The organism is Pseudoduganella sp. S-14 (assembly GCF_049913285.1).
Taxonomy (GTDB): domain Bacteria; phylum Pseudomonadota; class Gammaproteobacteria; order Burkholderiales; family Burkholderiaceae_D; genus Rugamonas.
Map to the genome: position 1 here is coordinate 3,666,593 of NZ_CP183991.1, position 17,812 is coordinate 3,684,404.

Below are 17,812 nucleotides of genomic sequence, written 5' to 3' on the forward strand. Positions count from 1 at the left end.
TTACTTGTTGTAGCGTTTAAAAATCAGCGAGGTATTGATGCCGCCGAAAGCAAAATTATTCGACATCACGTATTCGCAATCGAGTTCGCGGCCGCTGCCGGCGATGTAATCCAGCGCCGCGCATTCGGGATCGGTTTCCTCCAGGTTGATGGTCGGCGCGAACCAGCCCTCGCGCATCATCTCGATGCTGATCCAGGCTTCCAGCGCACCGCAGGCGCCCAGTGTATGGCCCATATAGCTCTTCAGCGAACTGATCGGGGTGGCGCCGCCGAACACCGCCAGCGTGGCATGCGATTCTGCGATGTCGCCCTGGGCGGTCGCGGTGCCGTGGGCATTGATGTAGCCGATGTCCGATGCCGCCAGGCTTGCGTCCTGCAGGGCCAGCTCCATGGCGCGCTGCATGGTGGCCGCATTGGGTTGCGTGACGTGGCAGCCGTCGCTATTGGTGCCAAAGCCGACCACTTCCGCATAGATCGTGGCCCCGCGCGCCTCCGCGTGCTCCAGGTCTTCCAGGATCAGGCAGCCGGCGCCTTCGCCGATCACCAGGCCATCGCGGGCGCGGTCGAACGGACGCGGCGTGGCCTGCGCCTGGTCGTTGCGCACGCTGGTGGCGAACAAGGTGTCGAACACCGCGGCTTCCGTGGCGCACAGCTCCTCGGCGCCGCCGGCGACCATGGCGACCTGCTTGCCGCTCCTGATCGCCTCGTAGGCGTAGCCAATGCCCTGGCTGCCCGACGTACAGGCGCTGGAGGTGGTGATCACGCGCCCGGTCAGGCCGAAGAAGACGCCGATGTTCACCGGCGCCGTGTGCGCCATCATCTTGATGTAGGTGGTGGCATTGATGCCCTTGGTGGTGCGCTCTTCCATCATGCGGCCGAAGTCGCCAATCGCACTTGGCGTGCCGGCGGACGAACCGAAAGACACGCCCATGTCCCCGCTCTTGAGCAAGGGATGTTCGAGCAGGCCGGCATCGTGCAGCGCCATTTCGGTGGCGCGCGTTGCCATCAGCGCTACGCGGCCCATGCTGCGGGTGGTCTTGCGGTTGTAGCGTGCGGACAGTTCGAAAGGCGCCGCCGGCACGCCCAGGCGCGTATTCAGGCCGTCGTAGTCTTCCCACTCTTGCATGCGCACCACGGCATTGCGGTACTGGCCAAGGCGTTCGCGGATTGCGCCCCAGTCATTGCCCAGCGGGCTGACGCCGGCCATGCCGGTAATGGCGACGCGGCGGTTCATGCCAGGCCTCCGTTGACGGAAATAACCTGGCGGGTAATATAGCCCGCGTCCTCGCCGACCAGGAAGCTGACCGCTGCGGCCACCTCTTCCGGCTTGCCGACGCGGCGCGCCGGAATCATCTTCAACGCCTCTTCCATCGGCACGTCCCCGATCATGTCGGTTTCGATCAGGCCCGGCGCCACGCAGTTGACGGTGATCGAGCGCTTGGCCAGTTCCAGCGCCAGGGCCTTGGTGGCGCCAATGATGCCGGCCTTGGCAGCGCTGTAGTTGACCTGGCCCCGGTTGCCGATCAGGCCCGAGACGGACGCCAGGGTGACAATGCGGCCCGGCTTGCGGCGCTGTACCAGCGGCATGATCAACGGATTGAGGACGTTGTAGAAACCATCCAGGTTGGTTTGCAGGACGATGTCCCAGTCCTCGCCCGACATCGCCGGGAAGGCGTTGTCGCGTGCCACGCCGGCATTGCAGACCACGCCGTAGTAGCAGCCGTGCTGTGCGATGTCCGCTTCCAGCGCCGCGGCGGTGGCGGCGCGGTCGCTGATGTCGAACTGCAGCACGCGCGCGGCGCGGCCCAGTTGCACAATCTCCTGCGCGACCGCTTCGGCTTCGGCGCGCTGGCTGCGGCAGTGCAGCACCACGTCGTAACCGTCGCGCGCCAGGCGCAGCGCAATCGCCTTGCCGATACCGCGCGACGATCCGGTCACCAGCACGCTCATGGACTTGTTCTGATTCATCCTACGTTTCCATCTTTGAGAAATTGATTGACATTATCTGGCTGGAATACCGTGACCGTCGCAGCGGCGGCATTGGCCGGCCCGCCCACGATGTCGATGCGGCATTCGAAGGCGCCCAGCCCGTTATCGGACAGCAGCACGCGGCGCACGTGCACCTGCAGCACGCTACCCAGCGCAAAGCTGGCAGCATTGGCTTCGTACTTGCGCGAGCCGAGCAGGAAGCCAACCTTGACTTCCTCGCCCCGCTGCAGGGCGAGCCAGCCGGCATGCGCGGCAATCGCCTGCGCCATATATTCGATGCCCACCCAGGCGCCGACACCGTCAGCACCCGCCAGGATGCTGGCTTCGTGGATGCGCACTTCGGCGCACAGGCGCTCAGCATCGGCTTCCAGCACCCGGTCGAGCAATACCATCTGGCCGGAATGCGGCACCAGTTGGCGGATGTCCGGCATGTTCATCCAGGCCTCCCCAGCAGCAGTACGGCGTTCGAACCGCCGAACGCGAAAGAGCTGCTCAGCACCCGGCGCAGCGGCCGGCCCAGCGCAGCGCCCGGCGGCGCCAGGTTCAGTGCAGGCAGTGCAGGATCGGCGGCGCCGTCCCACAGATGCGGCGGCAGGCGTCCTTGCGCATTATCGTCCTGCATGGCCAGCCAGCACAGCGCCGCTTCGACGGCAGCGGCAGCGCCCAGGGTATGGCCGGTAAACGGCTTGGTCGAGCTGACTGGCACTTCATTGCCGAACAGGGCCGAGATCACGCGCGACTCCATGGCATCGTTCTGCGGCGTGGCGGTGCCGTGCATATTGATGTAGTCCACCTCGGCCGCCTCCACGCCCGCTCGGCGCAATGCCTGTTCGAACGCCAGCCGGGCGCCGGCGCCTTCCGGATCGGGCGCGGAGATGTGGTGGCCGTCGGACGATTCGCCCCAGCCCATCAGCTCAACGGCTTGCGGGCCGGCAGGTGTGGCTTCCATCAGGAACAGGGCCGCGCCTTCGCCGATATTGATCCCCTTCCGGTTGGCGCTCATCGGGTTGCACTGGCCGGGGCTGACCGATTCCAGCGCCGAGAAGCCTGCCACGGTAAAGGCGCACAGCGAGTCGGCGCCGCCGGTCACCACCGCATCGCACAGGCCCATGCGGATCATGCGCGCGGCACTTGCCATCGCCTTGGCGGCCGACGAGCAGGCGGTCGAATGCACGTAGGCCGGACCTTCCAGGCCCAGCTCCATGGCCAGCAGTTCGGCCGGCGAGCCCATTTCCTGCGCACGGTAGCTGAATTCTGAAGGCAGTGCGCCGTGCGCCACGTGGTGGGCCAGCGCCTGTTCGGTCTCGCCGATGCCGGAAGTGCTGGTGCCGAGCACCACGCCGACCCGTCCCGCGCCATAACGGTTGACGGCCGCCTGCACCGCCTCACGGATTTGCGCCAAGGCCGCCAGGGCCAGTGCGTTGTTGCGGCTGCGAAGATGGGCAGGCAAATGCGCCACCGATGGCAGCTCGCCCGGCACTTCGCCCAGGGCCAGCTCGCGGCCTTTCGACCAGCGGCCGGTGGCGGACACGCCGGCCTGACCCACAAACAGGCACGCCTTCACCTGCGCCTGGCCCTCGCCCAGCGCACAGATGATGCCGCATTCATTCAGGTAAATCTTCGACATTGCTCGCCCTCGCACTCAGTCCGCATTCGCCGCGAACTGGATCGTCAGCTTATAGTGATAGCGCAGGTTTTCCAACACCACGGTACCACTCCAGCGCTGCGCGTCGCTGTAAGTGACCTGCATCACAGGCGCATCGTCCAGGTACAGGGTACGCACGCGCCCCTGCTCCGCGACCCGCCAGCCGGCAGGCAGGGCTGCCGCCACGGCAGCGGCTGGCCACAGGGTGAGCTGGATATCTTCCAGCACATCCTCGGCCCGCACCTGCGCTGGCAGCATCACATGGCGCCAGGAAGTGAGCTCCCTGCCGTCGTAATGCAGCGAAAGCACGCGCTGGCCGAATGCCAGCCCGACCACGTCCACCGCTTCCGGCTCCACCTGCAAGGCCACGTCCAGGTCATCGGTGCGGCCGTTGCGCTCGACCTTCAGGTGCTGCTGCACGCTCAGCGAAGTGCCCAGCGCAGCCGGCGCCAGCTTCAGGCCAAGGCGAGCTTGCGGCTGCGACGGCGTAGCGGCACAAGCAGCCAACAGCAAGGTGCTGGCGACGACGGCAAGGCGCGGAATCGCGTTAAACATTCCTGGTTTCCTTCACAATAGCAAAACACGGGACCAGCAGCCATACCAACGTGGTCCCCAGCAACATCGTCAGGCCGAAGGCTTGAAGGGCCGGGGTCGCGCTCAGTCCCAGCAGGCCAAACGACAGGATGGTGTTGGCGGCCGACATGCCGACCGCCAGCCACGGCGTGCGGTCGTTGCGCTCCGGGTGTTCTTGCATGAAGATGCCGTAGTCCACGCCTACGCCAAGTAGCAGCATCAGGGCCAGTACATGGAATAGCTGCAGGTTCTGCGATGCAAAGCCCAGCATGGCCAGCGTGGCGATGCTGGCCAGCGCAGTCGGCGCCAGCACGCGCCAGGTGCGGCCGCGATAGCGGTGCAACAGCAGCATGAACACCACGCCATAGGCGCCCAGCACCACCCAGCCCATGTAGGCGCGATACCGGCCCAGCACCGAGGAAATCTCGGCTACCTTGTCGACCCACTGCACGCCCTGCAAGCCATCGGCAGCCAGCATGACCTGCTTCGACGCCTGGTTGTCCATGCCGCGCAAGGCCACGATGCTGGCGTACGCGCCTTGCCGTTCGCCCAGCCACAGGTGGCGCCAGGGCTCGCTGGCAGGGGAAGCCAGGAATTCGTCGGGCAACAGCGGTTGGCCGGCTGCCAGCAACGCCTTGCGGTTAGCGGCGATCCATTGCCTGTCCTCGCCGGCCTGCTCGGCGATGCCTTGCAGCGGGCCGGCGTCGGCCAGCAGCTTCTGTTCGACCAGTGTGCGGCGCGCCGCTTGCGTGCGCGCCGACGGCACCCAGTTCGACATGGCCTGGTAGCCCGTCAAGCGCCGGGCCGCCACGTGCCCGTCCAGGCGCGCTTTCAATTCTTCTTCGCGCTGCAGCACCTGTTCGGCCGATTCGCCGCGCACCAGGAAATACTGTACCGGCGTCGGCGCGTCCAGCAGCTTGCCCAGCTTGAGCTGGTCGGCCACCAGGTGCTTGGGCGGATTCTGCAGCAGGCGGATGTCGTCGTTTGCGCCCAGGCGGCTGACGCCCCAGGCGGCCAGTACGGCGAAGAGCACGGCAACTGCCAGCGTGCGCCGGTTGGCACGCCACGTCGGCCAGCGCGCGAGCGCCGCGCCATAATGCTTTACCAGCCAGCCACTGCGCAGGGTGCGGCCGTTGATCAGTGCCGGGAACCAGCACACCACCGTCAACCAGGCGAACACCAGGCCCAGCGCCGAGAACACCGCCATCTGGCGCAGGCCAGGGAAAGGCGTCAACGCCAGGCCGGTGTAGCCGATCACCGCCGCCAGCAAGGTCAGGCCAAGGCCCGGCAGCAGCCGCTTGAGCAGCGTCGCGGAATCGAGCTTTTCATCGGCTGCCAGGCGGTTGCACAGGAAGTAGATCCCGTAGTCCTGCGCCACGCCAATCAGGCTGGCGCCAAATACCAGCGTCAGGAGGTGGATGCGGCCGAAGAGCAGCCAGCATACCGACAATGCGCCCAGGCAGCCGATACCGATCGAGAGCAGGATCAGCGCGATCGGCTTGAGGGAGCGGAAGGTGAACCAGGTCAGCACGATAATGCCGACCAGGGAGCCGATGCCGATAGTCGACATTTCGCCGCTGGCCTGGGCGCTGGCGCTGGCGGCGTGCAGGATCACGCCGGCCTGGATCAGCTCCACTTGCGGGGCTGCCTTGCGCGCTGCCGCTTCGGCCTGCCGCAGCACCGGCAACACCGTTTCCTGCGCGGTCATCGACAGCGCGGGAACCTTCAGGGTCAGCGGCAACAGCACGTACTGGCGCTGCGCGTCGGCGACAAACAGGTGGCCGTCGCGCGGACGCACCGGTGTTTCCCGGGCGCGTTCCTGTACCCAGCCGGCAAACATGCCATAGGGATCATCTTGCCACGAGCCGAGCTTCGGGCCGCCGAAAGGCGCATACAGCCTGGCCAGCGCCGATTCCAGCCAGAATTGTGACGGCTGCTCGCGCAGCTGCTGCTCCTGCTGCGCCGTCAGCAGCGCCAGGCGATGGCGCTGGAACAAGCCAAGCCAGTCGTTCTGCGTCTGTTCGTTGATCGGCGTGGCCTCGAACAAATCCTTGCGCGTCGCCAGCACACCCTGGTAGGCATCGGCGGCACGGCGCGCATCATCCCACTCGGCGGCGCCGGCCAGGACCAGCACGCGCTGCTGCGCCGCGTCGACCATATGGCCGAACGAAGCCTGCAGCACCGGGTCGCGCTCCTGCACCGGCAGCAGCGCCATGATGTCGGTGTCTGGCACGATGCGCTGGACCAGCCACAGGGCGGCGTTATGACCCAGCAGCAGGCAGGCCACCAGGGCCCACAGCCACGCGATTTTTCGGGTTTGCGTCAAAACAGCGCCGCCTCTTCCTTGTTCATCGCGCCGTCCCCGGTCTGGATGCCGGAGAACACGATGGTGGTGCGGTCGCCGCTGGCCTCGTTCATCACGATCTGCCTGACGTAGGCGCCGCCTTCGAGCTTGATGGTGCCGATGGCCTTTTCCAGTGCAGCCTGGCGCGGCTTGAGCGCCACGTTCCAGCTGTTCGCGTCCACGCTGCCCTCGCCGTCGAACAGCGTGTCGAGCTGGCCCAGGTCGCCCGACAGCAGCGAGAACAGCACATTGTTAATCATGCGCACGGTCGGCTCGGTCTTGGCGTCCAGCCGCATGGCCACGCGTTCGCCCTGGTAGTTGACGATCTCTTCGCGCGTCAGGCGCAGCGTGTTGGGGAACGGCTTCAGGGTGCGCCATAGCACGCCCTTGCCGGCGACGACGCAGAAGCGCCCTTCCGACGCCAGCGGCTTTTTCATGCCCGCCAATTGTTTGGTCTGGTCGAAGCGGCCGCACATGATGGCCGGCTTGGCCAGCATTGCCTGGATTTTTGCGCTTGGCACTGCGGCCTGCGCGCTGCCCGCGGCGGCCAGCGCCAGGACGATTGCAAGGTATTTTCTCATGCTGGTTCAATCCCCAGTTTCTCAAACAGTACCGGCGGCGAGGCGAAGCACATCTCCTTCGTCGCGATATCGACGGCCACCATGATGGTGCTGGCGCGATTCAGGCGCTGGCCGCTGGCCACATCGGTGATCAGATAATCGATCTTCATGCGGTTTTCCCACTCGACCAGGTCGGCGCGCAGCTTCAGCTTCTGGCCGAACACCGCCGGACTGACGTAGCGCAGCTGCATGTCGATGACAGGCCAGGCGTAGCCCGATGCCTTCATCTGCGGATAGTTGTAGCCGATCTTGTCGAGCAAGGCGCAACGCACGATCTCCAGGTACTTCACGTAGTTGCCGTGCCAGACGATCTCCATCGGGTCCAGGTCAAAGAACTGGACATCGATCTCGACTTCCGCGAACCAGCGGCTTTGCTTGTGCTTACGCATACAACGTCCATGCCTTGCTGCGGATGCGCTCCAGCATCAGGCGCAGGTCGGGTTCCAGCCGGCGGTCCTCTTCCACCGGCGCGATGTCGGCGGCCAGGGCCTGCTGCATTGCGGCCAGCGGGCTTTCCGGAAGCACGCCCTGGAGGTCGCGGCAGCGCAGCCACACACCCTGGCGCACTGTCACCAGCAAGGCCGCCACCACCTGCTCGGTGAGTTCCAGCACGCGCAGGCAGTCGCGCGCCGCGATGGTGCCCATGCTGACCTTGTCCTGGTTGTGGCATTCGGTGGAACGCGAGAACACCGAGGCCGGCATGGTCGCTTTCAACGCTTCCGCCGTCCATGCCGAGGCACTGATCTGCAGTGCCTTCAGGCCGTGGTTGATCGGCGCCCTGGCACCCACAGCACCGGACAGGTTTGCCGGCAAGCCATGGTTGTAGCGCGCATCGACCAGCAGCGCCATCTGGCGGTCCAGCAGGTCGGCCAGGTTGGCCACTGCGTTCTTCATGCCGTCCATGGCGAAGGCGATGTGGCCGCCGTAGAAGTGGCCGCCGTGCAGGATGCGTTCGTTCCCCACATCCACCAGCGGATTGTCGTTGGCGCTGTTCAGTTCATTCTCGATCAGTTGGCGGAACATCGGCAAGGTGTCGGCCAGCACCCCGATCACGTGCGGCGCGCAGCGGATCGAGTAGCGGTCCTGCAGGCGCTTGCCGTTGCGTTCCCACTGGTCGGTCGGCAGGTCGCTGCGCAGCCAGGCGGCTACCTGCTGCATGCCCGGATGCGGCTTGGCCGAGAACAGCACTTCGTCGAAATGGTGGGCATTGCCGTCCATTGCGAACGACGCCATGGCGGTGATGCGCGTGCACAGCCTGGCCAGGTATTCGGCCCGGTCGTAGGCCAGGCAGGCCAGTGCGGTCATGACGGCGGTGCCGTTCATGATGGCCAGGCCTTCCTTTGGACGCAGGCGCAGCGGGGTGATGCCCGCTTCCTGCAGCGCCTGGGCGGCAGGCACCTGCTCGCCGTTGCGCCAGACTTCGCGCTCGCCGCACAGCACGGCAGCCAGGTAGGACAGCGGGGTCAGGTCGCCGGAGGCGCCGACCGAGCCTTCGGAAGGGATCAGCGGCAGCAGGCCGGCGTCCAGCAGGCGGGTAATCTGCAACAGCAGTTCGACGCTGACGCCGGAAAAGCCCTTGCTCAGCGAGGCCAGGCGCGAAGCCAGGATGGCGCGGCTCTGGGCCGGCGTGAAGTACTGGCCCAGTCCCACGCCGTGATAGGTGTACAGGTGATGCGGCAGGTCCGGCACCAGTTCCGCCGGCACCGTCACGGTGCAGGAATCGCCATAGCCGGTGGTCACGCCATAGATGGTGCCGTCTTCGCGCAGCAGGCGGTCGAGAAAGCCGGCGCCGCGTTCAATGGCGGCGCGGAACTCCGGATCGTCCGACAGCACGGCGGCGGCGCGCCCTTGCGCGATGTCCACGATGTCTTCAATCGTCAGGTTGTTGCGGTCGAAGCGCACGCTGCGCTGCGGGGTATCCAGTTGGGCGATGTCAGCGAGATGCATCGTTGTGTTCCAGTCCAGGTAAATGCCAGAAATCGTAGAAGTTGAACCACTGCAGCGGTGCGCGCAGGGTATGGTGTTCGAGCCGGCGGGCATAGTCGGCGGCCAGCACTTGTAGTGCGGCATCGCGCCCCTGGCGCGGGATGCGCACCTGGTCGCGGAAGTGCTCGAAATGCACTTCCGAACGGCTGCCCCGGCGCACCGAGAACAACAGGTACACCGGGCATTGAAGAATGCTGGCCAGCATATGCGGGCCAATAGGGAACGCCGCCGGAGCGCCGATAAAGTCGGCCACCGCCACGCGCGGATTGAGCGAGACGGGAATGCGGTCGCCGGCAATCACCACGAACTCGCCGCGCGCAACGCGCTCGGACAGCAGCATCGCCGTGGCGGGCGACATCTCGGTCACCTGCAGCAGGTTAAGCTGGCTCTCCGGGTTGAGGCGGCCCAGCATGGCGTTGAAGGCTTGCGCGTGCTTTGTATGCACCAGTACCGTCAGCTTGATGTCATGGCGCTGGCGCGACAGCACGCGGCACAGTTCCAGGTTGCCCAGGTGGGCGCAGACCAGCAAGCCGCCGCGTCCAGCCGCCACCGCTTCGGTGATCAGCTCGCCGCCGTGCAGGTCGACCGAATTGAAGTCGAACAGGCCGCCCCACAGCAGCATCTTGTCGAGGATGCTCTCGCCGAAAGCGCCGAAATGGCGCATCACGCCCGCCGGCTCGTTGGACGTGTGGCCGGCGACACGGCGCAGGTATTCCTGGGACGCGCGGCGCGGCAGCGGCTTGGCCATGACGTACCAGGCCAGCACCGGATACAGCACCAGGCGGAACGGCCAGCGGCCGAACACGCGGAAAATCCAGAACATCAGGCGCATGCCTGCAACGAAGCTCACTTCGTTGATGGAGGCCCAATGCAAGCCGCGCGCGCTCAATTTGCCCGCCATTTCCGCGCCAGCAGCTTGGGAATGCGCGGCAGCATGCCAAAGAACAGCATGGTGTGCATGCGCGTGATCAGCACGTTGTCGCGCCAGACGCGGAAGTGCGACACGCCGTCGACCGGATAGGACACGCGCGTACCGACGTTCACTACGCGCAGCCCGTCCCAGAACAGGCGCACGATGATGTCGGTGTCGAAATTCATGCGCGAACCGATTGCCTGGCGCGCAGCCAGGGCATTGACCGCCGCCACCGGATAGACGCGGAAGCCGCACATGGAGTCCCTGATCTCGAGCGAGATCGTGTTGATCCAGACCCAGACATGGGTGGCGTAACGGCCGTACAGGCGCGCTTTCGGCACCGACTCGTCGTAGATCGGGTAGCCCGACACCACGGCCTGCGGGTATGCAGCCGCCTGCGCCAGGAACTTCGGCACGTCGGCAGTCTGGTGCTGGCCGTCGGCGTCGATCTGCACCGCATGGCTGTAGCCGAGTTGCCCGGCACGGCGGAAACCGGCCAGCACTGCCACGCCCTTGCCCTGGTTGACGGGCAGGCGTTCCAGCACCACGCGTTCGCCATGGCGGGCCGCCAGCGCATCGAGCACCGCCGCACAGGCGGCGGAGCTGCCGTCGTCGACCAGGATCACGGGCACACCGTGCACCAGCAGGCCTTCCAGCACGGTGCCGATGGCGTGCTCGTGGTTATATACCGGCACCACGATGCAAGGCTTGAAATCAGCCATCGCAACCTCCCAGCGCCACGCGCCCGCTCGCATGCTGGCCGGCTGCGGAGCTGTAGCTGAAGCGCAGGCTATGCTTGGCCGCGTCATACGCCAGTTCCAGCTGCACCGGTTTTTCGGGCCCGATCACCTGCTGGAACTTGAGCTGGCTCATGCCCTTGAACTGCGCCGGCAGATCGAAATACTGGCGGCCATAGTGGATCGCCCAATCGACCTGCACCACCCCCGGGAGGATAGGCGCCACGTCGAAGTGACCGTCGAAATACTGCAGGCGCACCGGAGCCGTAATTTCCAGCAGCACGCGCCCGCCTTCGTTCGCCAGCTCGCGCACCAGAGGGAAGCGCGGGAGCTCGTCGCCCAGCAATGCCAGCAAGGCGGCCACGGTGACCTTGCCCTGCGCATTGACCGGCATCTGTTCCAGGTAGCGCCAGCGGCGCGGCAACGCCACTACGTCCACCACGCCAGCCAGCACTGCGCGCAGGCGGGCGTTCAGGGCCTGCTTGCCCTGCTGTTCCAGCAAGGCGCGGCCACTGGCTGCAGGCACCACGAAGGCGGCCAGGCGCTGGCGCTCGCCCGGCACCGGTTCGCACAGCGCCACGCGGGCTTCGGCAGCCAGGCCCGATGCCAGCAGCGCAGCTTCCATCGCGTCGAGCGATACGCGCTTTTCCTCGATCTTGACGATGCGGTCGCTGCGGCCCAGCAGGCGGAAGCCACCGCCGCTCGCCGCCACGCGGTCTGCCAGCGCGAACCAGTCGTCGTCGGGAAGGTGCGGCGAACGTACCGCCAGCGTGCCGTCTTCTTCGTTGATGCGCCATGCCACCGTCGGGAACGGCTGCCATGCATCATCGCCGATGTCGCGGCGGCGGCGCCAGGCGACGCCGCCGGTCTCGGAACTGCCGTAGACTTCCGTCGGCACCTGGCCAAGCAGTGCGCCGGTGGCCAGCGCCGCATCGGCCGCCAACGGGCCGCCGGAAGAGAACACGCCGCGTAGCATGGCTGCGGCAGTGCCCCAGTCCAGGTACGTCGGCAGGCGTTTCAGGTGCGCCGGGCTGGCCACCAGCATGCATGGTCCGGCAGCCATGGCAGGCAGCAGTTCTTCCGGATAGACGATGCTGGCAGCATGGATGGCGCGCCCGCTGGCCAGGGGCCACAGCACCTTGAACAGCAGGCCGTAAATATGCTGGTGCGAGACCGTCGCCAGCACGGCGGCGGCGCCGATGCGCGCGCCGAACAGTTTTTCCAGGGTCGCCACCTCGCTGGCGACCTGCGACAGCTTCTTTGGAATGGCCTGTGCCGCGCCCGTGCTGCCGGAGGTGAACACCACCAGCGCCGGCATCTCAGGGTCGAGCGCGGCAAGCGCCGCTGCTGCCGCTGCAGTTGCCGCGCCAGGCGCGGCATGCAGCGGGGCCAGCTGCGCCGGAAACTCGCCGAGGAAGCCATCCACGGCGCCGCGCAACGCCGCGCAACTGGCAGGCAGCGTATCCGCGCTCAGCCAGATGGTCTTGCCCGCGTGCCAGGCACCCAGCAGTGCGGCGCCGAATTCAATGCTGTCTTCCAGGAACAGGGCAAAATTGCTGCCAGCCTGCCCGCTCAGCAGCGCGTGCCAACTGCGAACACTGGCCAGGAAATGCGCGTTGTCGACGCCATCGGCCGCGCGCCAGCCGGCCAGCGCATTGCCGGGGCGCGCCGCAATGGCGGCGTAGAGATTTTCAATACGGTCAGACATTATGCAAGCGCTTGAAACGCAGGCGCACCAGGTACTCTGCGCCGAACAACAGCGCCATCAGCGCATAGGAAATCACACCGGTGTACAGCGACCAGACGGCTTCCGGCGCCCACAGTGCGGTGCCAAGGGCAAGCGCGCCATTGACCACAAAAAAGCCGCACCAGACCTGCGTCACCTTGCGCATATAGGCTTGTGCCACAGGAGGAAAGTCCTCGCCGCGCAGGCGGGCCATGCGCTCGACAGCGGACATCGGCGTGCCAAGGCTATAGGCGAAACCGGCCAGCAGCGCGGCGTTCACCAGCACCGGGTATAGCTTCAATGGCAGCAGCAGGTTGCTCCAGATCGCCGCGGCCACCAGCAGCAGCGCACCGGCAACCGACCAGCGCGCAACGCCGCTCAGCTTCAGCGCGGGCAGCCGCGAAATGGCGGCAAGCAGCAGCAGGCCGGCCAGCCAGCGCGGCTCGATGCGGCCGTGGCCAAACCAGATCGCCAATGGATACAGCAGGGTAATCGCTGCCGCCAGGACACTCATCCTCATCTTGCCTACGCAACCTGCTCCGTCTTGCCGGCCAGTGCTTCCACCACGTCGCCGATGGTGCGGATGGTCTTGAACACTTCCGGCTGCAGGCGCTGGCCGGTAAGCTGCTTCAGTTTCACCGCCAGGTCGACCGCATCGATGCTGTCGATATCCAGGTCGGCATACAGGTTGGAATCGGCGGAAAGTTCCGACTTTTCCAGTTCAAACATTTCAGCGAGCAGGTCGACCACCCAGGCTTGCAATTGGTCTTTGCTCATTTCTTTCAGATTAACCATCTTCTACCCCTACGTTGTTTTATTTCTGTCGGTGGCTCTCGATCATCGCGGCCAGCGCCTGCACCGAGGCAAAATGACGGCGCGTCTCTTCCGAATCTGCCGAGAGCGAGATCCCGTACTTCTTTTGCAAAGCGACGCCCAGTTCGAGCGCGTCGATCGAGTCCAGGCCCAGGCCTTCGATGAACAGCGGCGCTGCGCTGTCGATATCATCCGATGTGATGTCCTCCAGCTGGAGGGCATCGATGATCAGTTGTTTCACTTCGAGTTCAAGCATTGCTTTGGCACTTTCCGGCAAAATAATTTTGTAAGAAGTCGGTCAATTGGCGCGCTGCCATCACGTCGCTGGCGCCCTCCGTGAATCGTGCGACCGCCAGGTCGTCCTGCACGTCGATCTGGATCAGGAAGCGGCGCGATGGCACGCGCCACCACTTTTCACCCTTGTGCAGCGTGGGCGGATCGCATTGCAGCAGTACGGGAGTGATGTCACGCCCGCCGCGCACCGCGATATTGGCGGCGCCGCGCTTCATGCTGATCACGCCGTCCTTCGGCGTGCGCGTCCCTTCCGGGAAGATGATCAGGTTGTTGCCGCGCTGGAGCGATGCGATGCAGTCGTCCACCAGTTCGGCGCCGCCCTCGTTATTGATATAGCCTGCGCCGCGCACCGGGCCGCGCGTGAACGGGTTGTTCCACAGGGCGCCCTTCACGATGCAATCGGCATTTTTCACAAAGGCCATCAGGAACACGGTATCGAGCAGCGTCGGGTGGTTGGCCAGGATCAGCATGCCGCCCCGTTCCAGCTTTTCCAGCCCGCGCACCTCATAGCGCAGCACGCCAATCACTCGCATCATGTCGATATAAACGCGGAAGGCGCAGCGGATCACGGTGCGGGCGGCATTGATGCGGCGCTGCCTGTCCCGGATCAGCAGGTTCATCACCGGGAACACCAGGAGACCCAGTACGATTCCGCCGACGCCGAAGACCACGAAGCTCAGGCCCGTCACGAAAATGCGCCAGTAACGGTCAAGCATCGCGGCTCCATGTCCAGCGCAGGCGGCCGTCGCAGCGTTCGAGCTTGCGGGCGCCGCCGGCGTAAAAGGCTGCCACTTCCAGGCTGCCCGGCATGTGGGACGCCGCCGGCTCGGCACAAGCCTGCCATTCGAGCCGCACTGCATTGGCGCCGGCAGGCGCGATCAGCCATGCCCACGCGTGCGGCTGTTCTTCATATTCCTCAAATGGCGTAAACAATTCGGGCAGCGGGCAATCGCAGACCAGCAGCAGTACGCTTGCCGCACCGTCGGCCAGCAGGCCGCATGCTTCGATGAGCGCATGTTCGACCGACGCCGCGCCGGAAGCCAGCGCAGTGTAATTGGCACGATCGCTGCGGGCGATACTGAACAGGCCGGGGATCGCATTGTGCACGGCCATGCCGAACGCCATCGGCGACAACGGCTCGCTGCGCGCCAGGTCCGATAGCAGTTCAACCGCGCGCGCCACGTCGCCATGGCGCGAACAGAACACGGTGGGCACGTCGCAGCGGCCTTCGAGGCAGTCATAAGCCACTTCCAGCGCCATCTTGCCGAGGAAGCCCGCGCGGCGGCGCAGCATGGCCGGCATCGCTTTCACACCCGGCTCTTCGCCGGCATGGATCGCAAACGGCGCTTGCGCCCAGGCTTGCCAGGCTTCAGGCGTGTGGATGCCTGGCGCCCATGCGGAATGCCTGAGGATTGAAAAACTAATGCCCTGGGTGCGCACTTTGGTGAACTATCGGAAGTCTGGAGGAAGCCGGCGATTATAAACGATCAGCCCGCCCGAACGATAGAAACATTATCCCAGCAGCAACACTTTTTTGCATATTGGCACCTAAAAGCCGCAGAACTTCGCGCAAATTCTCACCGAAACCCACATTTCACTTCCCTTATTGGCATCATTGCTCGTGATAAACTCCGGGCGAGCGATTTTCAGGAAAGATTTGAATGGCAGTAATGTCGTGGTTTGGCTGGTCTGTGCTGTGGACACTCCCCCTGGTCTGGCGCCTTGTGAAGGTGTTCCTGCTGAAGAGGACCACCTTGCTCGGGCAGGGCTTCATTAGGTTAGTGCTGGGCACCGTGCTGATGTTGCTGGCCAACTCGATGGGCGCTGCAACCGGCGGTCTTGCCGGCATCTTGGTCATCCTTGCCATCGGTAGCGTCGCCGTCCCGTGGATGCTTGGCCATCGCGCCCTGGCATTCCTGGCCTGGTGCGGCCGTGCTGCGCGCCCGCTCAAGCGCCCGGCCCAGCCAGAACGGCGGGCGCCGCCGCGCACCGCTTCCCACGCTGCGGCGCCGGCCGGCCCGGCCCGCAGCGGCGAGCGCTTTTCCGAAAAGCGAGCGGCACGGGACAACGCTGCCGCAGCGCCGCCTGCCCGCTTCTTCGGCGCCGATGCACTTGAAAAGGCGCGCGCCCCGGCGCCGCGTCCGGCAACGGAATGGGCCGAAGTCGAAAGCCTGCGCCCTACGCCGGCAATGCTGGCCCGCGCCAAGGCCCGGGAGGAAGCCGATGCCCTGGTCCTCCAGGCGCGGCCCGCCAGGATCGTGAAACTGCCGCAGCCGGCCGCGCCGGTACCGGCTGCGCACACGCCTGCTCCGCTGCCGGTGCAGGTCCAGTTGCCGCAGCCGGCAATCGTGGAAGTGCAGGTGATCCACACAGCGGTCGAAGTGCGCACCATAACGAGCCCAGTGCCGGAAGCAAGGTGGGTCGACGAGACGCCCGGCCTGCCGCACCAGCCGCCTGCACTGGAGAAGGCGCCGGTTGAGGTGGAATACACGGCATTCAGGGCTGCTCCCGAACCGGCAGCGGCGCTGCCTTGGCAGGAACCCGTCCCTGCTGTTCACGCCGAGCCGGCGCCTGCGAGCGCGCCGCCGGTAGTTCCGGCAGTTCCGCCAGTTCCGGCAGTCGCGCCGATCACACTCATGTCCGAACCGGAAGCCGACGTCGAACTTCCCGGCCTGGACTTGCTGGACGTCTATACGGAGGCGAAGTTCGAGGTCTCCGGCGCCGAGCTGGAAGAAACCGCTCGCCTGATCGAGCAGCGCCTCAAGGAGTTCAAGGTCCCGGTCACCGTGCTGGGCGCTTCCGCCGGTCCGGTGATCACCCGTTTCGAGATCGAGCCGGCCATAGGCGTGCGCGGCGCCCAGATCGTGGCATTGGTGAAGGACTTGTCGCGCGCACTGGCCGTAACTTCGGTGCGGGTGGTCGAGACCATTCCGGGCAAGACCTGCATGGGCCTCGAGCTGCCCAATACGCGGCGCCACATGATCCAGCTGTCGGAGATACTGGCAGCGGACGCCTACCGCGCCTCGCGTTCGCAATTGACGCTGGCAATGGGCAAGGACATTACCGGCGCCCCGGTCGTAACGGACCTGGCGCGTGCGCCGCACATGCTGGTTGCCGGCACCACCGGTTCCGGCAAGTCGGTGGCGATCAATGCCATGATCGTCTCCCTGCTGTACAAGGCCACGCCGACCGACGTGCGCCTGATCATGATCGACCCGAAGATGCTGGAACTGTCCGTCTATGACGGCATCCCGCACCTGCTGGCGCCCGTGGTCACCGATATGAAGCTGGCCGCCAACGCGCTGACCTGGTGCGTCGCTGAAATGGAAAAGCGCTACCGGCTGATGTCCGCGCTGGGCGTGCGCAACCTGGCCGGCTTCAACCAGAAAATCCGCGATGGCAAGGCCGCCGAAAAATACATTACGAACCCGTTCTCGCTCACGCCGGATGCGCCGGAACCGTTGTCGACGCTGCCCACCATTGTCGTCATCATCGACGAACTGGCCGACCTGATGATGGTGGCCGGGAAAAAGATCGAAGAACTGATCGCGCGCCTGGCGCAGAAGGCCCGCGCCGCAGGCATCCACCTGATCCTCGCCACGCAGCGCCCTTCCGTCGACGTCATCACGGGCCTGATCAAGGCCAACATCCCGACCCGCGTCGCCTTCCAGGTGTCGTCCAAGATCGACTCGCGCACCGTGCTTGACCAGATGGGCGCCGAAACACTGCTCGGCCACGGCGACATGCTGTTCCTGCCGCCCGGCAGCGGCTACCCGCAGCGCGTGCACGGCGCCTTCGTGTCCGACGAGGAAGTGCACCGCGTGGTCGACTACCTGAAACAGTTTGGCGAGCCCGAATACGAAGAAGCGATCCTGGCCGGCACGCCGAGCGAAGAACCGGCGCCGGATCTCCTGGGCGACGTCAGCGCCGGCGAAACCGACCCGCTGTACGACGAAGCAGTGGCTTTTGTCATCCGCACCCGGCGCGCCTCGATCTCGTCGATCCAGCGCCAACTCCGGATCGGCTACAACCGCGCCGCGCGCATGGTGGAAGACATGGAGGCGGCCGGCATCCTGTCGTCGATGTCGACCAATGGCAGCCGCGAGATCCTGGTCCCTGTCTCATCCGATTGAGCGCCCCGTCAACGGTGCGGCCCTCATGCAAGGCAATTGC

18 protein-coding genes are annotated in these 17,812 nt (G+C 65.6%); 1 reads left to right on the forward strand and 17 read right to left on the reverse strand.

Annotation, left to right across the window (positions count from 1 at the left end; translation table 11 throughout):
* The 17 genes from ACN9MZ_RS16695 to ACN9MZ_RS16775 are packed head-to-tail and all read right to left on the reverse strand — an operon-like array spanning position 1 to position 15,079.
* Positions 1-1,233: a beta-ketoacyl-ACP synthase gene (locus ACN9MZ_RS16695; protein ID WP_426338101.1), complete on the reverse strand. Its 1,233-nt coding sequence runs from the start codon at positions 1,231-1,233 to the stop codon at positions 1-3.
* On the reverse strand, positions 1,230-1,967 hold the full coding sequence (fabG, locus tag ACN9MZ_RS16700) for a 3-oxoacyl-ACP reductase FabG (protein WP_426338102.1): 738 nt from the start codon (positions 1,965-1,967) through the stop codon (positions 1,230-1,232). Before fabG ends, ACN9MZ_RS16695 begins: the two co-directional genes overlap by 4 nt.
* A complete protein-coding gene (locus ACN9MZ_RS16705) occupies positions 1,964-2,425 on the reverse strand; it encodes a 3-hydroxylacyl-ACP dehydratase (RefSeq protein ID WP_426338103.1) in 462 nt (153 codons plus the stop codon). Before ACN9MZ_RS16705 ends, fabG begins: the two co-directional genes overlap by 4 nt.
* A complete protein-coding gene (locus ACN9MZ_RS16710; protein ID WP_426338104.1) occupies positions 2,422-3,615 on the reverse strand; it encodes a beta-ketoacyl-ACP synthase in 1,194 nt (397 codons plus the stop codon). Before ACN9MZ_RS16710 ends, ACN9MZ_RS16705 begins: the two co-directional genes overlap by 4 nt.
* Before the next feature lie 15 nt (positions 3,616-3,630).
* The gene (locus tag ACN9MZ_RS16715) at positions 3,631-4,188 is read right to left on the reverse strand and encodes a DUF3261 domain-containing protein (RefSeq protein WP_426338105.1); all 558 of its coding nucleotides are present in this window, start codon (positions 4,186-4,188) and stop codon (positions 3,631-3,633) included.
* Positions 4,181-6,532 (reverse strand): MMPL family transporter, encoded by a 2,352-nt coding sequence (locus ACN9MZ_RS16720; RefSeq protein ID WP_426338106.1) that lies wholly within the window; start codon positions 6,530-6,532, stop codon positions 4,181-4,183. Before ACN9MZ_RS16720 ends, ACN9MZ_RS16715 begins: the two co-directional genes overlap by 8 nt.
* Entirely contained in the window at positions 6,529-7,131 is a 603-nt protein-coding gene (locus ACN9MZ_RS16725; protein WP_426338107.1) for an outer membrane lipoprotein carrier protein LolA, read from the reverse strand. Before ACN9MZ_RS16725 ends, ACN9MZ_RS16720 begins: the two co-directional genes overlap by 4 nt.
* Complete coding sequence (locus ACN9MZ_RS16730; RefSeq protein ID WP_426338108.1) at positions 7,128-7,559, reverse strand: acyl-CoA thioesterase; 432 nt, start codon at positions 7,557-7,559, stop codon at positions 7,128-7,130. Before ACN9MZ_RS16730 ends, ACN9MZ_RS16725 begins: the two co-directional genes overlap by 4 nt.
* On the reverse strand, positions 7,552-9,117 hold the full coding sequence (locus tag ACN9MZ_RS16735) for an HAL/PAL/TAL family ammonia-lyase (protein ID WP_426338109.1): 1,566 nt from the start codon (positions 9,115-9,117) through the stop codon (positions 7,552-7,554). Before ACN9MZ_RS16735 ends, ACN9MZ_RS16730 begins: the two co-directional genes overlap by 8 nt.
* A complete protein-coding gene (locus ACN9MZ_RS16740; protein ID WP_426338110.1) occupies positions 9,104-10,057 on the reverse strand; it encodes an acyltransferase in 954 nt (317 codons plus the stop codon). Before ACN9MZ_RS16740 ends, ACN9MZ_RS16735 begins: the two co-directional genes overlap by 14 nt.
* The gene (locus ACN9MZ_RS16745) at positions 10,042-10,791 is read right to left on the reverse strand and encodes a glycosyltransferase family 2 protein (protein ID WP_426338111.1); all 750 of its coding nucleotides are present in this window, start codon (positions 10,789-10,791) and stop codon (positions 10,042-10,044) included. The genes ACN9MZ_RS16740 and ACN9MZ_RS16745 overlap by 16 nt, the downstream gene beginning before the upstream one ends.
* Positions 10,784-12,514 carry an AMP-binding protein gene (locus ACN9MZ_RS16750; protein WP_426338112.1) on the reverse strand — a complete coding sequence of 577 codons (1,731 nt, stop codon included), beginning with the start codon at positions 12,512-12,514 and terminating at the stop codon, positions 10,784-10,786. The genes ACN9MZ_RS16745 and ACN9MZ_RS16750 overlap by 8 nt, the downstream gene beginning before the upstream one ends.
* Positions 12,507-13,052: a hypothetical protein gene (locus ACN9MZ_RS16755; RefSeq protein ID WP_426338113.1), complete on the reverse strand. Its 546-nt coding sequence runs from the start codon at positions 13,050-13,052 to the stop codon at positions 12,507-12,509. The genes ACN9MZ_RS16750 and ACN9MZ_RS16755 overlap by 8 nt, the downstream gene beginning before the upstream one ends.
* Positions 13,053-13,057: 5 nt before the next feature.
* The gene (locus ACN9MZ_RS16760; RefSeq protein ID WP_426338114.1) at positions 13,058-13,327 is read right to left on the reverse strand and encodes an acyl carrier protein; all 270 of its coding nucleotides are present in this window, start codon (positions 13,325-13,327) and stop codon (positions 13,058-13,060) included.
* A gap of 19 nt (positions 13,328-13,346) precedes the next feature.
* Positions 13,347-13,601, reverse strand: a complete 255-nt coding sequence (locus ACN9MZ_RS16765) for a phosphopantetheine-binding protein (protein ID WP_426338115.1) — start codon at positions 13,599-13,601, stop codon at positions 13,347-13,349.
* Positions 13,594-14,355, reverse strand: coding sequence for a lysophospholipid acyltransferase family protein (locus ACN9MZ_RS16770; RefSeq protein WP_426338116.1), 762 nt, complete (start codon positions 14,353-14,355; stop codon positions 13,594-13,596). Before ACN9MZ_RS16770 ends, ACN9MZ_RS16765 begins: the two co-directional genes overlap by 8 nt.
* Entirely contained in the window at positions 14,348-15,079 is a 732-nt protein-coding gene (locus tag ACN9MZ_RS16775) for a beta-ketoacyl synthase chain length factor (RefSeq protein WP_426338117.1), read from the reverse strand. The genes ACN9MZ_RS16770 and ACN9MZ_RS16775 overlap by 8 nt, the downstream gene beginning before the upstream one ends.
* Positions 15,080-15,300: 221 nt before the next feature.
* Here ACN9MZ_RS16775 and ACN9MZ_RS16780 point away from each other — a divergent pair, with 221 nt between their 5' ends.
* Positions 15,301-17,772, forward strand: coding sequence for a DNA translocase FtsK (locus ACN9MZ_RS16780; RefSeq protein ID WP_426338118.1), 2,472 nt, complete (start codon positions 15,301-15,303; stop codon positions 17,770-17,772).
* The last annotated feature ends 40 nt before the right edge of the window (positions 17,773-17,812 follow it).